The following is a 20,691-nucleotide window of genomic DNA, read 5'->3' as shown; positions in this document are numbered from 1 at the left end:
TCCGCTTAATCTACAGAAACGGAATCCTGATGCATTTCATCGGTGGATGTTCTCGGTCTGCCGAGCTCTTCCTCCGCCTGTGTTTCACTCTTAATATCAATTTTCCAGCCAGTAAGCTTAGCAGCAAGGCGAGCATTTTGCCCTTTGATACCAATAGCTAGAGAAAGTTGATAATCAGGTACTATAACGCGAGCCATTTTCTCTTCTTCAAATACCTGTACTTCAAGCACCTTGGACGGACTCAAAGCATTAGCCACGTATTCATCAACATTATCAGAATAGCGTACAATGTCGATTTTTTCGCCACGCAGCTCGTTTACAATGGTCTGCACCCGCGTTCCTCTTGGTCCCACACAAGAACCTACTGGATCAACCTCGGCGTTACGAGAATGAACTGCGATCTTAGAACGGAAGCCTGCTTCACGCGCTACGGAACGAATCTCTACAACACCGTCAAAAATTTCAGGTACTTCGAGTTCGAACAAACGCTTAAGCAGACCCGGATGTGATCGGGACAGCATAATTTGCGGTCCTTTGGTTGTGTTCTCCACCTTGGTAATATAAGCCTTAATCCGATCCAAATGGTTGAATTTCTCATTAGGCATCAGCTCGCTCAACGGAAGAACTGCTTCCACCTTGCCAAGATCAATATAAATATTACGTGGGTCTTGGCGCTGTACAGTTCCTGTTACAATATCCTCTTCCTTGTCCACAAACTTGTTGTAGATCAATCCCCGTTCCGCTTCGCGAATGCGCTGAGTCACAACCTGCTTCGCTGTTTGTGCAGCAATCCGTCCAAAATCACGTGGTGTGACTTCAATTTCAGCGATATCCTCCAACTGAAAATGTGGGTTGATCTCACGGGCTGCTGGCAACGAAATCTCGGTGCGAGGGTCCAATACCTCCTCAACGATCAGCTTGCGGGCATATACCTTAATGACTCCCGAGTTGCGGTTCATATCAACACGCACGTTTTGTGCGGTATTGAAATTCCGTTTGTAGCTGGAAATCAGGGCTGCTTCAATGGCCTCAAACAGCACGTCCTTACTGATCCCCTTTTCTCTTTCCAACTCGTTCATTGCTTCAATAAAATCCATACTCATGGATTACTGCTCCCCCTTTCAAATGATGGCACCTGCGTACTGGTCGGCACACGAGGCAAAAAACATGTAGTACATGTCAAACAGCAACAATCAAATCTGAATTAAAATATGATCGCGAGCCTTGCACCAGCTACCTTGTCATAAGGTATGGTATGCTTCTTTTGTCCGCTTTGGACGGTAAGTTCCCCATCTTCAAAAGAAAGCAAACGGCCTTCGAATTCCTTCAGACCGTTAATCGGCTCGTATGTAGTAACGAATACGTTTTTGCCTACCGCTTTAGTGACATCCTCCGCTTTTTTCAGCGGTCTTTCGGCGCCTGGTGAAGACACTTCCAGAAAATATGCTGTAGAAACAGGGTCATTTTCATCCAGCTTTTGACCCAAATATTCACTGATCATACTACAGTCGTCCAGATCAATTCCTCCGTCTTTATCTACAAAAACGCGAAGAAACCAATTGCTACCCTCTTTGACATACTCGACATCGACCAGTTCAAAACCATGCTCATCGAGGTAAGGTTGGGCCATTTCTTCTACTACTGATTTGATCTTTGGTGTGCTCAAAGATTATAACCTCCAAAAGTGAACTTTCCTGTGGTGAAAAAGAGATACCCTCTTACTGTGGGCAATGCTTCTCCATCACCGGCATTTTCATTTTCATTTGATGTAATGTTCATTTTGGGCTCACTGCAAATAAACCGGCGTACCGGTTGCCTGCCCAAAAATAACCTTTTTTCACGTTGTACCTGTATATCAAACAGTAAAGAGTGGGTTTCCCCACTCTTTTAGCAACGGTTTTATCTCCATGATTACCAAAAAAATTATAACATAACCGTAGTTATGTGACAAGTGCCAGAGCTTGACTACTGTGGTTCAGATTAAAACAGAGACAGCTGATTACTCTCTGGCAGACCTCGAAAGCAACCCATTTGGGACAGCATTTCGACAATGGTTTTACTAGCCTTCGATTTCTGTTGAAAATCCTCAACGGACAAAAATTCACCCTGTTCACGGGCCGCTGCGATGTTACGTGCTGCATTATCTCCAATACCCTGAAGAGCTCCGAACGGAGGAATGAGCGAGTCCCCGTCCACTTTGAAACGAGTAGCTTCGGAACGGTACAAATCAATAGATTTAAAACTAAACCCGCGAGCCGTCATTTCCAAAGCCATCTCCAGAATTGGAAGCATCCCTTTTTCTTTAGGTGGAGCCTGAAAACCAAGCTGCTCAATTTCGACAATCTTCCGTGCAATCGCATCATACCCTTGACAGCACAGATCAATATCAAAATCGGCCGCACGTACTGAGAAGTAAGTTGCATAATACTCGATCGGATGATACAGCTTGAAATACGCTGTACGCACTGCTGAAATAACATAGGCTGCAGCATGCGCCTTCGGAAACATGTACTGGATTTTTAGACAGGAATCAATGTACCACTGCGGCACCTTGCATTTTTTCATTTCTTCAATCCATTCGGCACTAAGCCCTTTACCTTTACGTACGCTCTCCGTAATTTTAAAGGCCAGACCTGCATCCATCCCCGCCTTGTAAATCAAAAACAGCATAATATCATCCCGACAACCAATTACGGTCTTGATGTTACATGTATTATTTTTAATCAACTCTTGTGCGTTCCCCAGCCATACACCCGTACCGTGAGACAAACCGGATATTTGCAGTAAATCGGCAAAAGAACTCGGCTGCGACTCTACCAGCATCTGGCGTACAAATTTGGTCCCCATCTCTGGTACACCATAGGTGGCAACAGGCGTGCGGATTTGCTGCGGTGTTACACCGAGTGCCTCCGTGGAGTTGAACATGCTCATCACCTTGGGGTCATTCATTGGAATGGTCGTAGGGTCAACCCCGGTCAAATCCTGAAGCATTCTCATCATGGTCGGATCATCATGGCCCAGAATATCGAGCTTGAGTAAGTTCGCATCAAAAGCGTGATAATCAAAATGCGTCGTTTTCCATTCCGAGCTCGTATCATCAGCCGGATACTGTACTGGTGTAATGTCCTCGACCTCAATATAATCAGGAACAACAACGATCCCGCCCGGATGCTGTCCGGTACTACGTTTTACACCCGTACAACCAGAAGCCAGCCTGTTCAGCTCGGCTCCGCGCCATTTTTTATGATGTGCCTCTTCATATTTTTTGGCAAATCCAAACGCCGTTTTCTCAGCTACTGTACCAATAGTTCCTGCACGGAAAACGCTTTTTTCACCAAACAATACTTTCGTATAATTATGGGCAACAGGTTGATATTCACCAGAGAAGTTCAAGTCAATATCGGGAACTTTATCTCCTTTAAAACCGAGGAACGTTTCAAAAGGTATATCCTGCCCCTCACCCTTGAGCTTGCCACCGCAATTTGGACAGTTTTTATCTGGCAAGTCAAAACCGCTTGGAACACTTCCATCCAAAAACCATTCGCTGTGTTTACAGTCAGAATTACCGCAAATATAATGGGCGGGCAGCGGATTTACCTCAGAAATACCGAGAAAAGTAGCAACTACAGAAGAACCAACAGACCCCCGTGAACCTACCAAGTATCCATCCTGGTTAGACTTTTTAACCAGACGTTCAGAAATGAGATAGTTAGCGGAGAAACCGTATTTAATAATAGGTTCCAATTCTTTTTCAAGGCGAGCTACAACAACCTCAGGTAAGGATTCACCATAAATGGATCGAGCCGTCTCATAGCATGTATTGCGAATTTCCTCATCTGCTCCGTCCAGTAATGGCGTAAAAAGCTTGTCAGGGAACAGTTCCAGTTCTTCAAAACGCTCTGCCAGCTCGCTAGTATTTGTCACAACAACTTCATACGCTTTTTCCTCACCCAAAAACTCGAACTCTGCCAGCATTTCATCCGTTGTACGTAAATGAGCATCTGGCTTTCGGATATCCTTTAGCGGGCTAAATCCAGTAATGCCGTGAATGGTAATATCACGGTACAGCTTATCGCGAGTTTCCAAATAGTGAACATTGCCTGTAGCAATCACGGGCTTATCAAGACGTTTTCCTATTTCGCATACTTTACGTATGGCCGTTTTTAGTGCATCAGGCCCGCTTACCAGTTGCTTTTCCACCAGATGCATATACATCGTCAAAGGTTGAATTTCCAACACATCATAAAACTGTGCAATCTCCTCGGCTTCTTCCTCGGACTTGTTTAACACGGCCTCGAAGAATTCTCCTTTTTCGCAGCCAGAAATAATAAGCAATCCGTCTCTCATCTCAGACAATTTCGATTTAGGAATACAAGGCACACGCTTGAAATATTCGGTATGAGACATAGAAACCAGCTTGTACAGATTTTTTTTACCAACCGGATTGAGAGCATAAATGCAGCAGTGGAAAGGACGAACAGTCGATAGGTCCTTTCCCACATAATCATTCAAGCGGTCGAGCATTTTAAAACCCTTAATTTGCTCTGCATCGTTTAGTAGTCCGTTTAACACTTCTGCCAACGCAACTGTATCATCAATAGCCCGGTGATGGCTTTCCAACGCGACTTTATATTTAGTAGTCAGTGTGTTCAGACGGTGATTTTTCAACGTAGGAAACAGCAAACGAGCCAGTTCCAGCGTATCCAGCACCGGATTGGTCATTTCGGGCAAACCCATCTTTCGAAGAGTGGCCTGGATAAAGCCGACATCAAACCGCGCATTATGAGCAACCAATACTGCATCACCAGCAAAAGCTACGAACTCCTTTATAACAGGTTCGACATCCGGCGCATCCTTGACCATTTCATCGTTAATGTTGGTCAGTTGCTGAATGTTGTAGGGTATACGTTCATGCGGATTGACAAAGGTTGCATAACGATCAATTTCCTTGCCCTCATGCATTTTAACAGCAGCAATCTCAATGATTTTATTTTGTGTAACTGACAAACCGGTGGTTTCAATATCAAAAACGACATAAGTCGCTGTTTTCAAATTTAAAGGCTGTGCCTGCATTACAACCTCGACAGCATCATTAACTACATTGGCCTCAATGCCGTAGATCATTTTAATGCCGTTCTTCTTTGCAGCCTTAGCAGCATCAGGGTAGCATTGCACACCGCCATGATCTGTGACCGCAATCGCTTTGTGCCCCCATTTGGCGGCTGTTTTGACATATTGATCAATCGAGGCGACAGCATCCATGGCGCTCATCTTTGTGTGTAGATGAAACTCAACCCGTTTTTCCGCTGCATTATCCTTACGTCCGGGTGGAGCCTGTACTTCAACTAGATCGGAAGGAATCATAACCAGCTCAGGAATTTGCATAAAACGGTCATATTCAACTCGTCCCCGCACTTTGACCCATTTACCGTTAGCCAACAGACTGAGAATTTTTAGATCTTCTTTAGTTTTAGCAAACATTTTCATTTGCAAGGAATCACTAAAGTCTGTCAAATAATACGTAAACAACGTACTGCCATTGCGCAATTCTTTACTGTCCAAACCGAAGATTGTTCCTTGTAGGGTGACTTTCTTCTCTTCGTCCTGAATCTCTTGCATCGGAATAGCGGGTTCTTTGATGTCATAACCAAATTGAAGCCGCACGTCCCCTTCTTCTTCTTCCAAAGGCGGCATTTCAGCTTCCATACTTTCCATCATCTGCTGAATGACTTCGCGTTCTTCCTGCATTTTCTTTTCCTGGAATTCCTGTAATGCCTCCTGGTTACTTTCACCCACCTGAACTTTAATACGCATAGAGAGCCCGAAATATTTATCGTAAAACTTAATAATAGCTTGATCTATCTGCTTTTTACGCGCTAGTTCCAATGACATACTATCGCTCATTGTTAGTAATAATAGACCGTCTTCCCACTCATGCACAGCCCGGTTCATCCAACCGTTAACAGATGGAATTTCACGGTGCACCCACTCTAAAAAAAGCTTCCAGTATTCACCGATAATATCACCAGGTTGAACCTGCTCACTGTACTGAAAGCGGAATGTGATTTTAGCGATATGACTCATTTTTTCCTGTACTTGAATACAGAACGTACGATACACCTGAGCGGGGACCAGTGTCTCCTTGGCAATAGTGATATTCCAATCCTTGTTGGTACGGCTAATCTCAACCTGATCGATCCAACCGTCCAAAAAATAAGGATCCACCACTCCTGCCGGCATTACAACCTGCTTCATTAGCAGCTCCAGCCGCTTTCTCTTTTCTTCAGCTCCGCCCATGGCTCTCCCCCCGATTTCCAATCTACCTTTCTGAAAACATGAAAAGCTTCTGCGTCTAAAACATCTCCGACCGCAAAAGCTTTTCGTAGCCTTCTTCAACCCTCATCACAATAATATAGATAGTAGTCCGGAATATTAATCCGTAACAGCTATTCCTGTTGGCGAAGAGAATGAAGTGAGTATAGGGTATTGCTCTTCTTTATTAGTACGCCCGTGCGAACACTACTGTATGCTTGGCTGGTTTGCCACAGCACAAACATGTTGTCTTTTGCTCGGTTGTTTTAAACGGTATGTTACGGCTTGTAGCGCCTGTCACTTCTTTAACTTTGTCTTCACATTCTTCAGATCCGCACCAACCAGCCAAAGTAAAGCCACGTTTCTCTTCCATGAGAGTCTTCATCTCATCCAATGTATCGACGGAATAGAAGTTTTCTTCCATGAAGTTCTTTGCACGGTCAAACATCTCTTGTTGTACCTGTGCGAGCATCGCGTGTACTTCTTCAAGCAGATTGTCCTGTTGGACAATCTTTTTCTCGCCGCTGATACGGGATACGAGCACACAGACACCGTTTTCCATATCACGAGGGCCGATTTCCAGACGAACCGGTACACCACGCATTTCATATTCATTAAACTTCCAGCCTGGACTTACATCGCTGCGGTCGTCCATTTTAACACGGACACCCGCTTGTTTCAACTCGGCAAACAATTCATCTGCACGAGCGATAACTGCATCACGTTTCTTAGGTGGTCCAATAGGAACCATAATAACCTGCGTAGGTGCCACCTTAGGAGGCAGTGCAAGACCACGGTCATCTCCATGGACCATAATCAATGCACCGATCAAACGTGTACTTGTTCCCCATGAAGTCGTATGCGCGAATTCCAGGTTGTTTTCACGGCTCAAATATTTAATGTCAAATGCAACGGCAAAATTAGTCCCCATATAGTGGGATGTTCCAGCTTGTACCGCTCGTCCATCTTTCATCATCGCTTCCAGTGAAAATGTATCCTTCGCACCTGCAAACTTTTCAGAAGGTGTTTTCTGTCCAGTAATAACCGGAATAGCTAGAACTTCCTCGATGACCTCACGATAAACTTCCAGCATTTTCATCGTTTCTTCACGTGCTTCTTCTTCTGTTTCATGTGCTGTGTGACCTTCTTGCCACAAAAATTCACTTGTGCGCAAGAAAGGCAACGTACGTTTTTCCCAACGCACCACATTAGCCCATTGGTTAATTAGCACAGGCAGGTCACGATAGGATTGAATCCATTTCGAGTACATATGACCGATCATGGTTTCCGAAGTTGGACGGATTGCAAGACGCTCTTCCAGCTTTTCCCCACCAGCCTCAGTCACCCATGGCAGTTCAGGATTAAATCCCTCCACATGCTCTTTTTCTTTTTGGAAAAAGCTTTCTGGGATAAACATTGGAAAATAAGCATTGCGATGTCCCGTTTCTCTGAAACGCACATCCATAGCTTCCTTAATGTGCTCCCAAATCTCAAAACCATCGGGACGGAATACAATACACCCGCGAACTGGCGAGTAATCCATCAGTTCTGCTTTTTTAATAACATCAATATACCATCGGGAAAAATCTTCGCTCTGCGGCGTGATTTCCTCGACAAACTGTTTATCGTTCGACATAGAAATGCATGTCCTCCCATACAGACCATTTTTATAATGACCGTCTCTAATTAACCATTAATTAAGCGTAAAATATCGTTATACGTGACCGCAATCATTAGCAGGAATAGCATAGCAAAACCAACGAAATGGACCATTCCTTCCCTGCTCGGATCAACAGGACGTCCTCTTACCGCCTCAACACCAAGGAAAACAAGTCTACTTCCATCCAACGCCGGAATAGGCAGTAGATTGAATATCCCCAGATAAAGACTCATGATCGCAGTCCAATATGTCAACTGCTCAATGCCTTGCTTAGCGATTTGTCCGGTCACTTCAAAAGTACGTACGGGGCCTCCCAGGTCATTGATAGAAAAACGTTGGATAAGCTGGCTAAATCCTTGAAAAATAATATCTGTCGTTCTGACCATGGATTGTCCGGCAAATTTGAATGTTTCCCCTACACCAGCTTGACGTTTTGGAAGTTCAGGCACAATGCCCACCTTGCCACCCTTTTGTCCTTCCATTGCACGAGGTGTAATCGTAAGATCAAAGGTTTTATCATCACGGCGAACTGTCCACTTCATCGGCTTGTCTTGAGAATCCGCAATCAGTTTGATCATGTTTTCAACATTCGCACCAATTGCAACTCCGTTCACCGATTCGATGATATCTCCCTTATGCAAATCAGCTTCAGCAGCTGGCATACCTGCTGTAATTTCACTAATTTGGACATACGTCGGGTTGTCCACTTGTATGCCGACCATCTGGATGTGCAAACCAAACAGAATAAAGGCAAGAATAAAATTCATCAGGGGTCCAGCAAATATAGCCATCGCACGCTGTCCTACTGTTTTACTCCCATACTGTCGATCCTTCGGTGCAATTTGAATGGATTGTCCTTTGGTTACCATCATCGCTTGTGGGTGTACAGTGTATTGCTGATCTTCGCCATCCACATCCAATTTTACAGTTAACGCTTGTTCCAGATCAATCTCCAACACTTCACCGCGCACTACATTCTTGCGGTTATCCAGTTGGTCCAAATAGATGGTCTTAACGACGCCATCTGTCACGCGTACAGCAATCGTTTGTCCGGTTTCAATTTCATTGACCTCCGGATCTTCTCCCGCCATACGTGCAAAACCACCGAACGGCAGCAACCGTAGCGTAAATCGTGTCTCGTTTCTTTTATAAGAGAACAGTTTCGGACCGAAACCGATCGCAAACTCCCGTACCAGAATCCCGGCGCGTTTGGCAAAATAATAATGCCCCCATTCATGCACCGTCACTATGACGAAAAACATGAGCACCGTCATCAACACTATTTGAATCGTTTCCAATCGTTTCCGTTCCCCTTTCAATGAGATCGAGTTTGTCTTCCTAGATTATCATTATTCTCCGAACCCGCACAAGAGAATCACAATTCGTTTCTTGACCCCAACATTAACCTACAACTTCGAAGCTATACTACGAGTCTCGCGGTCACAAGTTTCAATCGCAGACAAATCAGGATCAGCCATATTGACATGCTGTTCTAGCACCTGTTCAATAATCGCTTCAATATGCAGAAAAGAAATTTCTCCACGTAAGAAACGAGCAACAGCAATCTCATTAGCAGCATTAAAAGCGGTCGGTGCTGTACCACCCATTTTACCACATTCGAAGGCAAGCCTTAAACAAGGAAAACGATTAAAATCCATTTCCTTAAAGTGGAGTTTGCCCACTTCAGCCAATGACAGAGGCTTTGCCGGAGACTTCATCCGCTCAGGATAAGTTAATGCATATTGAATGGGTACTCTCATGTCAGGGTTCCCAAGTTGAGCAACAATGCTTGTATCTTGAAACTCGACGTAGGAGTGAATAATGCTTTCCGGATGAAGCAGCACATGGATCTGCTCATAGCTAAGCCCGAACAACCAATGTGCCTCGATGACTTCCAGCCCTTTGTTTACCATCGTTGCTGAATCAATTGTAATTTTGGCCCCCATTGACCAATTAGGATGCTTAAGTGCATCTTCCACGGTAACTTCACGCAGCTGTTCTCTTGTCAAATCTCGAAAAGAACCGCCTGATGCTGTGAGGGTAATATGTGCCACATCTTTCATACGCTCACCATTCAAGCATTGGAAAATAGCTGAATGCTCACTGTCAATCGGCAGCAACGGCACTCCTTTCGCCCGAGCCCGCGCTGTGACCAGATGACCAGCCGTAACCAGTGTTTCCTTATTGGCCAAACCGATCTGTTTTCCAGCCTCAATCGCGGCCAGCGTGGAGTGCAATCCGACACTGCCCATTACAGCTGTCACAACCATATCCGCCTCTGTGTTCGCGGCCAGCTCAACGAGTCCTTCATTTCCCCAGTGTAGTTCGATTCCAGAAGGCAGTAAAGGACGAATTTCATCCGCTAACTGCTGAGTACCGACAGACACTTTTTTTGGGATGATAGAGACGCGCTTGCTCAGCAAGCAACTTTATATTGGAGCCACCTGCTAAAGCCTCAACAGTGAACTGATCTGGGTGCATGGACACCACATCCAACGTTTGAGTTCCAATAGATCCGGTTGAACCAAGTACCGTAATTCTTTTCATGATGCACCTTCCTATCCTGAAAATCACTTTTATCAGGAGCTCATTGTTTGTTATCCAGGCAACTATGGAGCTGATTTTATCCTTCTAATAGCGCAAGGCTAACAGTATAAAGGTTGATCCTCAGCATAAGTTGTAATCACCAGGCTTATGGAAGCAGCATCAGCATATGTACAAATGGAAAAACGACAATCCAGCTGTCGCAGCGGTCTAGTATACCACCGTGCCCTGGCAGCAGATTACCAGAATCTTTGATGCCGTACACTCGTTTGTATGCAGATTGTACCAAATCGCCCAGTTGTCCTACAACAGCACATGACAAACCGATGCCGAAGGCTTTACCCCAGGGTAACAGTCCACCTGACAAACCAGCGAATACCAGAGCTATAACCAGCGCTAAAACAACTCCGCCAATGGACCCTTCGACCGTTTTATTTGGACTAATCGCAGGCCATAGCTTCGTCTTCCCTGCCATTTTGCCTACAAAATATGCCCCTGCATCGCTTGCCCAAATACAAGACAACAACAAAAAAGTCCATAACAGTCCATGTTCCATATGACGTGATTCCGCAATATACGAAAATCCAAATCCTATATATACAGTACCAAGAAATAGTATAGCTACCGTTTGAATCGGGATTTTATTTTTCGTTCCTACTGTGATCATCATAAACACTATCATTACCAACCAGAGCAAACTGGCAAAGGGTAGCGGTGAATGCAAACCCAAAGGTTGATATGGGAATACAAATGCTAATATGCTTACGTAGCCAAGTATTGCTGTACCTCCAAAAGGAGATACCTGCGTCATTCGAGCGAACTCATAAAATCCGATTAGGGCCATCACCAATATAAGCAAATGGTAGGCCAAGCCGCCCCACAGGACCATTGCCAAAAAGAATATGCCTGCCAGAATACCGGTAATTAATCTCTGTCTCAACGGCTTTCATCCTCCATTTACTTCAGTCCGCCATACCGTCGTGATCTTTTCTGATATTCGATCACTGCTTCGTATAAGTGCTCTTTCTTAAACTCGGGCCAATAAATATCAGTAAACCACAGTTCACTGTAAGCAAGCTGCCAAAGCATAAAATTACTGAGTCTAAGCTCCCCGCTTGTTCGAATCAATAAATCAGGATCTGGCATACCCGTAGAAAGCAACGTGTTGCCAATTAGCTCAGATGTTATATCTTCCGGCTTCAGCTTTCCATCCTCAATTTGACGGCCCAATGCTTGCATGCATTCTGTGATCTCCAACCGACTGCCATAATTTAATGCAAAATTAAGTACAAGTCCGGTATTATTTTCGGTACGTCGAGTCGCTTCAGTCAGCGCTTCAACGGTATGAGAAGGTAAATGCTCCTTGTTTCCCATCATACGCACTTGCACATTTTTTTTCAACTAGCTCATCCAGCTCAATTGCCAAAAATTCTTGAGGCAGTTTCATTAGAAAATCAACTTCGTCCTTTGGACGTGTCCAATTCTCAGTTGAAAAAGCAAATAAAGTTAAATACTTAATACCCAGTTCATCCGCTGCAATTGCTGTGCGTTTCACTGCCTTCATTCCATTTTGATGCCCTACAATCCGCGGCATTCCAATCCGTTTGGCCCATCTGCCGTTCCCATCCATGATGACAGCAACATGCTGCGGAATATTGTCTTTTGAAATGGCCGGTGTTTGCTGTTTTTGTTCCCCGTTCCACCAAGACCGAACCCGTTTGATCATTCCAGTTCCTCCAGCATTCTCTGAAAATGTGCCTCAGGCTTGAAAAGAGACAAACCCCACCGTAAGGGAGGGGCTGCCAATCTTTTTAAACTTCCATAATTTCTTTTTCTTTTGCAGCTAAAACTTTATCTACTTCAGCGATAAACTTGTCAGTCGTCTTCTGGATATCTTCCTGATGCTTACGAGATTCGTCCTCGGAAATATCACTTTTCTCCATTTTTTTGATATCATCATTTGCATCACGACGAATGTTACGAATAGCGATTTTTGCTTCTTCACCGCTCTTTTTCGTCAGCTTCACCAAATCAGTTCTGCGCTCCTCCGTTAAAGCAGGAATACTCAGACGAATGGTGTTACCATCATTCGAAGGCGTCAAACCTAAATCGGATTTTTGGATAGCACGCTCGATATCAGCCAAAGAAGATTTGTCCCAAGGCTGAATCATCAAGGTCCGACTGTCAGGTGTATTGATATTCGCCAGCTGATTGACTGGAGTCATTGCGCCGTAATATTCAACCTGCACACGGTCCAGTAATGCTGGTGTTGCCCGTCCTGCACGCAAAGATGCAAGATCACGTTGCAATGCCTGGATTGCTTTTTGCATGCGCTCTTCAGCGCTCTTTTTCACAGATTGTGGCATTAATTTACACTCCCTTTGACGATCGTACCAATTTTTTCACCCAGTACGACACGTTTAATGTTACCTTGCTCTGTAATAGCAAAGACAATCAACGGAATATTGTTATCCATGCACAGCGAGGAAGCTGTAGAATCCATGACACCGAGATTTTTGTTAAGCACATCCAAATACGTAAGCTGCTCATATTTTTCAGCTGTGCTATCTTTAAACGGATCGGCGGAGTACACACCATCTACTTTATTTTTAGCCATCAGAATCACTTCTGCTTCGATCTCAGCGGCACGTAGAGCAGCTGTAGTATCAGTCGAGAAGAACGGATTACCCGTACCTGCAGCAAAAATTACGACCCGACCTTTTTCCAGATGACGGATAGCTCTACGGCGGATGTAAGGTTCTGCAATCTGTTGCATCGCTATGGATGTTTGTACACGCGTAGGCACTTCAATTTGTTCCAAAGCATCCTGTAAAGCCAGTGAGTTCATCACGGTTGCGAGCATACCCATGTAATCTGCCGTTGCCCGGTCAATCCCATTGGCACTTCCAGCAATACCACGCCAGATATTACCGCCTCCGCACACAATAGCAACTTCTACTCCTAGTTCCACCACGTCCTTGACTTGCTCAGCAATCGACGCAATAGTATCCGCATCAATACCGTAACCGTTAGGACCTGACAGCGACTCCCCACTAACTTTCAGAACAACACGTTTAAACACAGGTTTATCCAAATGATCACCCTCCAATTTCATATATTCTTTATGTAACAGGATAGGTGTCCTGTTGCAAGAAAAGGAACACCGATGTGTTCCATTTCTGTTTATTCATATGCAATTACCGATCGTTGGTAATTATTGTTTCACTTGAGACATAACTTCTTCGTAGAAGTTGTCTTCTTTTTTCTCCAGACCTTCACCCAGTTCGAAACGAACAAAGCGACGTACGGAGATGTTTTCACCAATCGTACTGATTTTCTCGTTGATCAGTGTGGAAATCGTTTTGTCTGGATCTTTAATGAAAGATTGCTCCAGCAAGCAGAATTCTTCATAGAATTTACCGATGCGGCCTTCAACCATTTTTTCAACGATTTTTTCTGGTTTACCTTCGTTCAAAGCTTGTGCTTTCAGGATTTCTTTTTCTTTTTCAATCTCTTCCTGAGGCACTTCTTCGCGACGAACATAACGAGGGTTCGATGCAGCGATATGCATTGCAATGTCACGAACAAAATCTTTGAACTGGTCAGTTTTCGCCACGAAGTCTGTTTCGCAGTTTACTTCTACCAGTACGCCGATACGGCCGCCAGCATGGATGTAGGATTCAACAACGCCTTCAGTAGCAATACGGCCTGCTTTGTTGGCTGCAGCTGCAAGTCCTTTTTCACGTAGAACTTCAACCGCTTTTGTCAAATCACCATTTGCTTCTTCAAGCGCTTTTTTACAATCCAGCATTCCTGCGCCTGTTTTTTCACGAAGCTCTTTTACTGCGCTAGCATTAACTGCCATATTATTTCCCTCCAAATTTGATTTTCAGTGGTATATGCGAGCTTTATTCCTTAAAAAAAGGGTAGTGAGAGGTTTTCCACCTACCAACCACCCTTTTCATTTAATTCGTATAGGTATTTCCGTTTGGAAATATTATGCTGTAGTTTCTTCGCCTTGGTTAGCTTCCATAACTGCATCAGCCATTTTACCTGTCAGCAATTTAACAGCGCGGATCGCGTCGTCATTACCTGGGATAACATAGTCGATTTCGTCTGGATCGCAGTTTGTATCAACGATACCCACGATTGGGATACCCAATTTGCGAGCTTCAGCAACCGCGATACGTTCTTTGCGCGGATCAATGATGAACAGAGCACTTGGAAGGCCCTTCATGTTCTTGATACCGCCCAAGAATTTTTCAAGACGATCTTTTTCTTTGCGAAGAATGATAACTTCTTTTTTAGGAAGAACAGCAAATGTACCATCTTCTTCCCAAGCTTCCAATTGTTTCAAACGATCAATACGTTTTTGAATGGTTTGGAAGTTAGTCAGTGTACCACCCAACCAACGTTGGTTGATGTAGAATTGACCAGCGCGTGCTGCTTCTTCTTTAACAGAATCTTGCGCTTGTTTCTTCGTGCCTACGAACAGAATTGTACCATTCTCAGCTGCAATGCTTTTTACGAAGTTGTAAGCTTCCTCAACCTTTTTCACTGTCTTTTGCAAGTCAATGATGTAAATACCGTTTCTTTCAGTGAAGATATAACGATCCATTTTCGGGTTCCAGCGACGTGTTTGGTGACCAAAGTGAACCCCAGCTTCCAAAAGCTGTTTCATGGAGATTACTGCCATCTTCACGCACCTCCTAAGTTTGGTTTTTTTTGTGTGTCCTCCGCCGACATCATTTTTTATAAAGACTTCCTATTAGAAGCACCCTTTATAAAATTAACCGACGTGCGTTTTTAACACCGTCAATTAATATACCATAACACTTGCAGCGTTGCAACCAGCTTTTCGACAATAATTGAAACGGTGTACAAAGCGGCCTGTACACTTCCATCTGCCTGGCTTCTTAGAAAAATGTTTGTGAAAATAAAGTGTTAGACTCTCGCACTGCATTGAACGGACAGATAGTTCCAATATGTGCCCTGTTAGCCGCATCTGTTCAAGTCTTTCTTATATAGATGGCGCCATGCTGGGCGTACATTAAAAAGCCATGACCGACTAACGGCCAAGGCTTTTTACACACGATCGAAATCGGTACCAATTCCCGATTAGTGCACCATCATCGCTGGGTCCTAGCTGTCCCCGCCGACGGTACCTTCTTCTTCCTGCTGCTGCGGTTTACGCAGAAGGAGCGACAGAGCTACACCCGCAGTCGTTAGGCACGCGGACAGGAAGAACGTATCGCCGTAACCTGCGACGACAGCATTCAACGGATTCGCGTCCGCTCCCGCATTTGCGGTGTGGGAAGCGATTTGCGACGTCAGATAACCCGTCAGGCCTGCGACCGCGAACGAGAGGACAACTTGCTGAGCCGCTGTTGTCAATGGTGTGACTCGGCTCACCAGGCGGCAAGGCGCAGAGTTCAGAACATGCGTGTTGAGCGGCATCATGGAGAAGCCCATTCCGAGACCCATGGTGCAGATGCATGGGATAATAACCCAGAGCGGAGAATCCACCGATATACGGGACAAGATGAATAGAGAAAATTAGGAATAGAATTGTTTTATTGTTTTTTATTCATCAATGCCGCTATCGATTATTTCATAGCGTTAATTTGTGTTCAATTTATTTTATATCCCTCTCCGATAGATCTGAATATTGATCCAAATTGAGGATAGTTTTAACAATACACCATGGTGTAATCCGCCAGGAAATGACCTTTGAATCCTTCAGGGGTCTTTTTATGTTCACTAGCTCTGAATTGCAATAGGCTATGTTATAAACTATGGGGGGGCGGTTCACACCCTCTTCTGAACTAAACACTGACAAAATACTTTATTTGCACTGAAAAAAATAAAAAGCCGTCCTCTTCCTGATTAGGTCAGTTGGACGGCTTTTTCGTTATTTTAGTAATAATAGAACTGAAATCCTCACCTTTAGCAAACTGATAGGTGCCTGTACGAATTTTGGTATTGATTTTTTGAGCCTTAGCTGCTGCCTCAAATGCACTAGCATCCGATACGACACCTGCCCGTTCCAATCCAGATGCCACACTTCTTAAATTACTCCCTGATGCAATGCTATATTGCACTTGTGGGGGGGCAGGATGCTTGGGAATATTAGGAGTAGTTGTAGTGCCAGTTCTTTGAGCTTCCGGCTTGTTCGGACTTTGTGGTACCGACGTGCTGGTCGAAGGCTTAGAAGCAGCCGAGGATGTGCTGTTTGTAGGTACCTTAGGTGTTGAAGGCGTTCGAGCTGGTTTAGCCTTTTGAGGTGCAACTGGAGTCTTGTTGCCTTCCTTGATCAGCTTATTACGCCATTCCTCTTCTGTCATTTTCGGATCAGAACTGTCACTGATCTGAAGATTTAACTCGGCTGCTGCCTTTTCTAGTTGTTCTCGCGTCATGTTTTTCGGGTCTGCCGAAGATTGCTGCGACTGCCCCTGACCAATTATTGCCAGCTGCAGCAGCAATGCCCCCATGATAAGACCAGTACCCATGCCTAACATAAATGAGCGGTTTTTGATCATGTCACATCCTCCCGTTCTGCGAGTTGTAATATGAGCTGTACTTCGCCCCGCTGGATGCCTGATTGCTTAGCTATATAATCCACCGACTTGCCTTGCTCATGCATCGCGAACAACTCTTGATAACGATCTCGGATGGACTCTTGTTCCTGCTCAGTTTGAGGCTCTTGCAATGCCGTTTGCTCCTCTAAAGTTACAAAAGAAGCTTCTGAATCTGAGATTGGCATAGAGGCGGTAGCAAGCATTGCCTGACGCTCAAGCTCCACAATACGATTCCGAAGCTCAGCTACTTGCTCCTGTAATGCTGCCTGCTTAACCGCATGCTCCTGCTTCATACCAGATACGAGTTCAATCAGCTCGTCATTATCGTTTTCAATATCGGCCATATATTGCTCCAATGTAGCCTCAACCTTTTGAACGACGGCCTCTTCTGTTCCCCGGCTTGGCTGGCGCTTTGGCAGAAGCCAGGCGTAGACAACAGCTGCGGCTCCCAGCAGAACAATATAAATCCATGGTTGATCCACTGCCCATCGTCTCCTTTTATAACGCTTCTCCACCCATTGGATCAGAGCGAAAAATCAATATGATGTCCCTTATACGGATGCTCTGCCGGATGCTCCTTAGGCAGCTCAGTCTCATCTGAGCGAGAGCGGCTCTGCTGGGAAGAATCTTTGCTCTGCTCACCTGTTTGCCTCTCCCCGACGAATGTTTCCGCAGACTGATCTATGGCACTGCTTCGCTGACGCATGTTCTCCGTCTCCAGCGCAGTCTTTTGTCCAAGTAATGCCTGGTCATTCATTGGCCGCTGCTGGGACTCACTATGGTATTTGCCTGCTTCACTGGTGCGAGGTACAGCAATTTGCAATTCAACAGCCTTCAAGCTCATGGGACCACACCCTTTCCGATTGGGCATCCGTATCAGACTACCGAGAAATATAATAAATTGAATTATTATCAGTGTAATGAATTACATGTAGGAGGACATGCTGATATCTCCCTCATGATAATAAAACGCCATTCTTTCCACAGAATCTTTAATAAATTTTGTATATCTGCCGATAACTATCTTAGAGCCACCATAAATTACATTTTTCACTTCTACCCGGGCGCGGCTCGTATCTTCTAATGTTCGTTCTATTTCAAGCATTCTGGACTTAGTTTCCAAAAGTTCCTGTTCATTAGATTTTTTAGTAGATGTCAGCTTGATTCGCATAGCCATTCTGTCAGGTGCAAGCTGTCCAGCAGCCGCTAGCTGATCCAATATTGTAAGAGCTTTGTTCGTTTTATCCTGGCTGTCTGTCTGTTGCTTCAACCGTGCGCGAAGTTCTGTCAGTTCATCACGCAGTTCGGGAAGCACACCCACTTCAATATTAGTAGCTGTGGACATCGTGTTACCGACGGTACGAGCCACTACCTTTTTACCAGCTTGTACACTGCCCCCTACGATAAGCCTTTTGTGCCTTCGCAGATTACATTATTACTCGCTTTGATCTGGGAATGCATGATGCTCTGGGATACAAGCACATCGGCTCCCGCGATGACGTTACCATCTTGTATAAACGAGCATTTCACATTTTGTGCAGCTTTCACAAATCCTTTATGGTATCCGATAATACCGCCGCTGATTTCCACTGAACCATCTGCCTCAATTTCAGCGCCTTCCACACCGCCAATGACACGAATGTCACCAGCCGCCCGAACGCGAAAACCGGTCAAGACATTCCCGCGAATGACGACGGTTCCAACAAAATCGATGTTACCGACGCTATAATCGACATCCCCGTTCACTTCATACACAGGGAACACATTAAGCTTGCCCTTTTCAGTTGTAGTCACTAAACCATCAATAGCCGCATACATCGCAACGCCTTCCGGATGGATCACTACATTTTTTCCAACTTTAAAGCGTGCCTCTTTACCTGGAAGAAAAGGAATTTCCTCTCCGGTTACAGCAATCCCTGGTGCACCTGGCAGAGGATCCACACGTTCGGCAATCAGTTGTCCACGTTTTACATTTCTTAGACGAGTTAATTCTTTATAATCTACCCGTCCATCCACAGTTTCAAGTGGCTTATGTGCATCTTCCCCGGTCACAATATCGGCCAGATTAATTTTTCCGTCTGTACCGTGGATCGGCTGCTTTCCCTGAGCAATCAGTAATTTCCCGAAGAAATGATCTTCCGGATTTGCCGCAAATGTGCGGATTGCATCGGTAATTACACCGTAGGATATTTTTTGGTTGCTTAGAAAACGTTCTAATTCTTCCACAGAACAGGCAAAGCCTTCTTCACGTTTGGCAAACTCCAAGTAGGCGGATTGTTTGTCAGGTGAGACAACCACTTTTAAAAACTGATCCAAAGCATACTGCTTCTCCACATGGGTGCTCCTTCCGTCTAACTGTTACTGTAACCTCCCGTACGTTAATCTTTACGCATTAGCAAATCCCGTTGTTTGTCCAGTGTCGCTCTCAGACGTAATATTGCTTTGGAATGCAACTGAGAAATTCGCGAAGGAGAAAGTGACATGACCTCAGCAATTTCGCTGAGTGACAAATCCTCGTAATACAATAAAGAAACAACGATACGCTCTTTTTCAGTTAATTTATCAATGCCTTGTGCCAAGGCATCACGCAGTGTAAATTCATTGACCTTATGATCTGGATTTTTCGCCTTTTCATCTACCAACAAGGAAAGCCGTGTTTCCGACTCTTCTTCGCGGATCGGGTCCTCCAGTGAGACAATCGACATTACAGCGACCTCTTGGATCATACTTTGAAACTCTTTCTCGGAGACGTCCAAATAATGACTCATCTCTTCGTCGCTTACTGTGCGTAAATACCTTTGTTCTAAATGCTGGTAGGCGTCTTCGATTTTTTTCGCTTTTTCCCTAACTGAACGAGGAACCCAATCTCCTTGACGAAGACCATCCAAAATTGCTCCGCGAACACGCCAAGAAGCATAAGTCTCAAACTGCAAACCACGCTCATAATCAAATTTCTCTAAAGCATCAATCAAACCCATAACACCGTTGCTCGCCAGATCATCCTTGGATACATTTTTAGGTAAACCTACTGCAAGACGACCCGACACATATTCCACAATATGGAGATACTTTTCAATTAACTGCTTTTTTGCTTCCTTGTCACCGTGTTCTTTCCATTGCTCCCACAGCTCGGAATGGTTCAAATGAGCGGCTTTTCGCTCGTTCATCGGCTTCACCCTCCTTATTTGTCTGTCAGGTGACGAACGGCCTTGGCCAATTCTTCAGGGTCCTTGTTGGAAACCAGCTTGGGTGGGTTTAAAGGTGCAAAACCATTATTCCCCTCGTCCGTCTGCTCTGGTTTCGGTTTCAGCAATTCATTCAGGTTTTCATTTTCGTCTGGTGTCGTCAGGTCCAGATTTCCCCCTACGCCATCTACCTGAGAGCTTGCCCGGTCTTGGGCATTACCCAGATCTGGCCGCGCTACCACACCCAGTGTCCAGCGCAGCACAAATGCAAGTAGGAACCAAAAAACGAAGGCGATTAAGCCACGAATTAAGCTCGTGGTCAGCAGATTGCTGCCAACGGACAACACAAAAGTCAGAATAAATCCGACTACTCCAGACCAAAGATTAATGCGTAAGCTACCAAATAACATGT

General features: G+C 44.8%; 16 protein-coding genes and 3 pseudogenes. 1 reads left to right on the top strand and 18 read right to left on the bottom strand.

Annotated features, from left to right (window positions below; all coding sequences use genetic code 11):
- Nucleotides 1-5: 5 nt before the first annotated feature.
- From nusA to rpsB, 12 genes and pseudogenes are all read right to left on the bottom strand, one after another.
- Nucleotides 6-1,103 (bottom strand): transcription termination factor NusA, encoded by a 1,098-nt coding sequence (gene nusA, locus C400_RS0119555; protein ID WP_016820980.1) that lies wholly within the window; start codon nucleotides 1,101-1,103, stop codon nucleotides 6-8.
- A gap of 101 nt (nucleotides 1,104-1,204) precedes the next feature.
- On the bottom strand, nucleotides 1,205-1,666 hold the full coding sequence (gene rimP / locus C400_RS0119550) for a ribosome maturation factor RimP (RefSeq protein ID WP_013370719.1): 462 nt from the start codon (nucleotides 1,664-1,666) through the stop codon (nucleotides 1,205-1,207).
- A gap of 314 nt (nucleotides 1,667-1,980) precedes the next feature.
- Nucleotides 1,981-6,297 carry a PolC-type DNA polymerase III gene (locus C400_RS0119545; protein WP_017427941.1) on the bottom strand — a complete coding sequence of 1,439 codons (4,317 nt, stop codon included), beginning with the start codon at nucleotides 6,295-6,297 and terminating at the stop codon, nucleotides 1,981-1,983.
- Nucleotides 6,298-6,499: 202 nt separating this feature from the next.
- Complete coding sequence (gene proS, locus C400_RS0119540) at nucleotides 6,500-7,948, bottom strand: proline--tRNA ligase (RefSeq protein WP_016820978.1); 1,449 nt, start codon at nucleotides 7,946-7,948, stop codon at nucleotides 6,500-6,502.
- A 50-nt stretch (nucleotides 7,949-7,998) separates the two neighbouring features.
- Nucleotides 7,999-9,270, bottom strand: a complete 1,272-nt coding sequence (gene rseP / locus C400_RS0119535) for an RIP metalloprotease RseP (protein WP_017427940.1) — start codon at nucleotides 9,268-9,270, stop codon at nucleotides 7,999-8,001.
- Nucleotides 9,271-9,378: 108 nt separating this feature from the next.
- Nucleotides 9,379-10,519 (bottom strand): annotated as a pseudogene (locus tag C400_RS0119530) (1-deoxy-D-xylulose-5-phosphate reductoisomerase).
- Between the two features lie 145 nt (nucleotides 10,520-10,664).
- Nucleotides 10,665-11,456 carry a phosphatidate cytidylyltransferase gene (locus tag C400_RS0119525; RefSeq protein WP_016820975.1) on the bottom strand — a complete coding sequence of 264 codons (792 nt, stop codon included), beginning with the start codon at nucleotides 11,454-11,456 and terminating at the stop codon, nucleotides 10,665-10,667.
- Nucleotides 11,457-11,473: 17 nt separating this feature from the next.
- Nucleotides 11,474-12,242 (bottom strand): annotated as a pseudogene (locus C400_RS0119520) (isoprenyl transferase).
- An 85-nt stretch (nucleotides 12,243-12,327) separates the two neighbouring features.
- A complete protein-coding gene (gene frr, locus C400_RS0119515) occupies nucleotides 12,328-12,882 on the bottom strand; it encodes a ribosome recycling factor (protein WP_014599669.1) in 555 nt (184 codons plus the stop codon).
- On the bottom strand, nucleotides 12,882-13,610 hold the full coding sequence (gene pyrH, locus C400_RS0119510) for a UMP kinase (protein ID WP_017427938.1): 729 nt from the start codon (nucleotides 13,608-13,610) through the stop codon (nucleotides 12,882-12,884). Before pyrH ends, frr begins: the two co-directional genes overlap by 1 nt.
- 120 nt (nucleotides 13,611-13,730) lie before the next feature.
- Nucleotides 13,731-14,381: a translation elongation factor Ts gene (gene tsf, locus C400_RS0119505; protein WP_013370709.1), complete on the bottom strand. Its 651-nt coding sequence runs from the start codon at nucleotides 14,379-14,381 to the stop codon at nucleotides 13,731-13,733.
- Nucleotides 14,382-14,513: 132 nt separating this feature from the next.
- The gene (gene rpsB / locus C400_RS0119500) at nucleotides 14,514-15,212 is read right to left on the bottom strand and encodes a 30S ribosomal protein S2 (RefSeq protein ID WP_013309916.1); all 699 of its coding nucleotides are present in this window, start codon (nucleotides 15,210-15,212) and stop codon (nucleotides 14,514-14,516) included.
- A gap of 614 nt (nucleotides 15,213-15,826) precedes the next feature.
- On the opposite strand from rpsB, the gene C400_RS28080 reads away from it, so the two are divergent.
- Complete coding sequence (locus C400_RS28080; protein WP_155764926.1) at nucleotides 15,827-16,066, top strand: hypothetical protein; 240 nt, start codon at nucleotides 15,827-15,829, stop codon at nucleotides 16,064-16,066.
- Between the two features lie 341 nt (nucleotides 16,067-16,407).
- On the opposite strand, the gene C400_RS0119490 is transcribed toward C400_RS28080, so the two are convergent.
- From C400_RS0119490 to C400_RS0119465, 6 genes and pseudogenes are all read right to left on the bottom strand, one after another.
- Complete coding sequence (locus C400_RS0119490) at nucleotides 16,408-17,055, bottom strand: endolytic transglycosylase MltG (protein ID WP_017427936.1); 648 nt, start codon at nucleotides 17,053-17,055, stop codon at nucleotides 16,408-16,410.
- The gene (locus C400_RS0119485; protein ID WP_017427935.1) at nucleotides 17,052-17,576 is read right to left on the bottom strand and encodes a DUF6115 domain-containing protein; all 525 of its coding nucleotides are present in this window, start codon (nucleotides 17,574-17,576) and stop codon (nucleotides 17,052-17,054) included. Before C400_RS0119485 ends, C400_RS0119490 begins: the two co-directional genes overlap by 4 nt.
- 41 nt (nucleotides 17,577-17,617) lie before the next feature.
- Nucleotides 17,618-17,938 (bottom strand): hypothetical protein, encoded by a 321-nt coding sequence (locus C400_RS0119480; protein ID WP_017427934.1) that lies wholly within the window; start codon nucleotides 17,936-17,938, stop codon nucleotides 17,618-17,620.
- Between the two features lie 81 nt (nucleotides 17,939-18,019).
- Nucleotides 18,020-19,428: pseudogene (locus C400_RS0119475) on the bottom strand (DUF342 domain-containing protein).
- Between the two features lie 44 nt (nucleotides 19,429-19,472).
- On the bottom strand, nucleotides 19,473-20,261 hold the full coding sequence (locus C400_RS0119470) for a FliA/WhiG family RNA polymerase sigma factor (RefSeq protein WP_016820968.1): 789 nt from the start codon (nucleotides 20,259-20,261) through the stop codon (nucleotides 19,473-19,475).
- A gap of 14 nt (nucleotides 20,262-20,275) precedes the next feature.
- Nucleotides 20,276-20,689 (bottom strand): hypothetical protein, encoded by a 414-nt coding sequence (locus C400_RS0119465; RefSeq protein ID WP_013370699.1) that lies wholly within the window; start codon nucleotides 20,687-20,689, stop codon nucleotides 20,276-20,278.
- Nucleotides 20,690-20,691 lie beyond the last annotated feature (2 nt).

Origin of the sequence: Paenibacillus sp. ICGEB2008 (genome assembly GCF_000307675.1) — a bacterium.
Lineage (GTDB): Bacteria > Bacillota > Bacilli > Paenibacillales > Paenibacillaceae > Paenibacillus > Paenibacillus polymyxa.
This window is presented reverse-complemented; position numbering and strand designations above follow the sequence as displayed.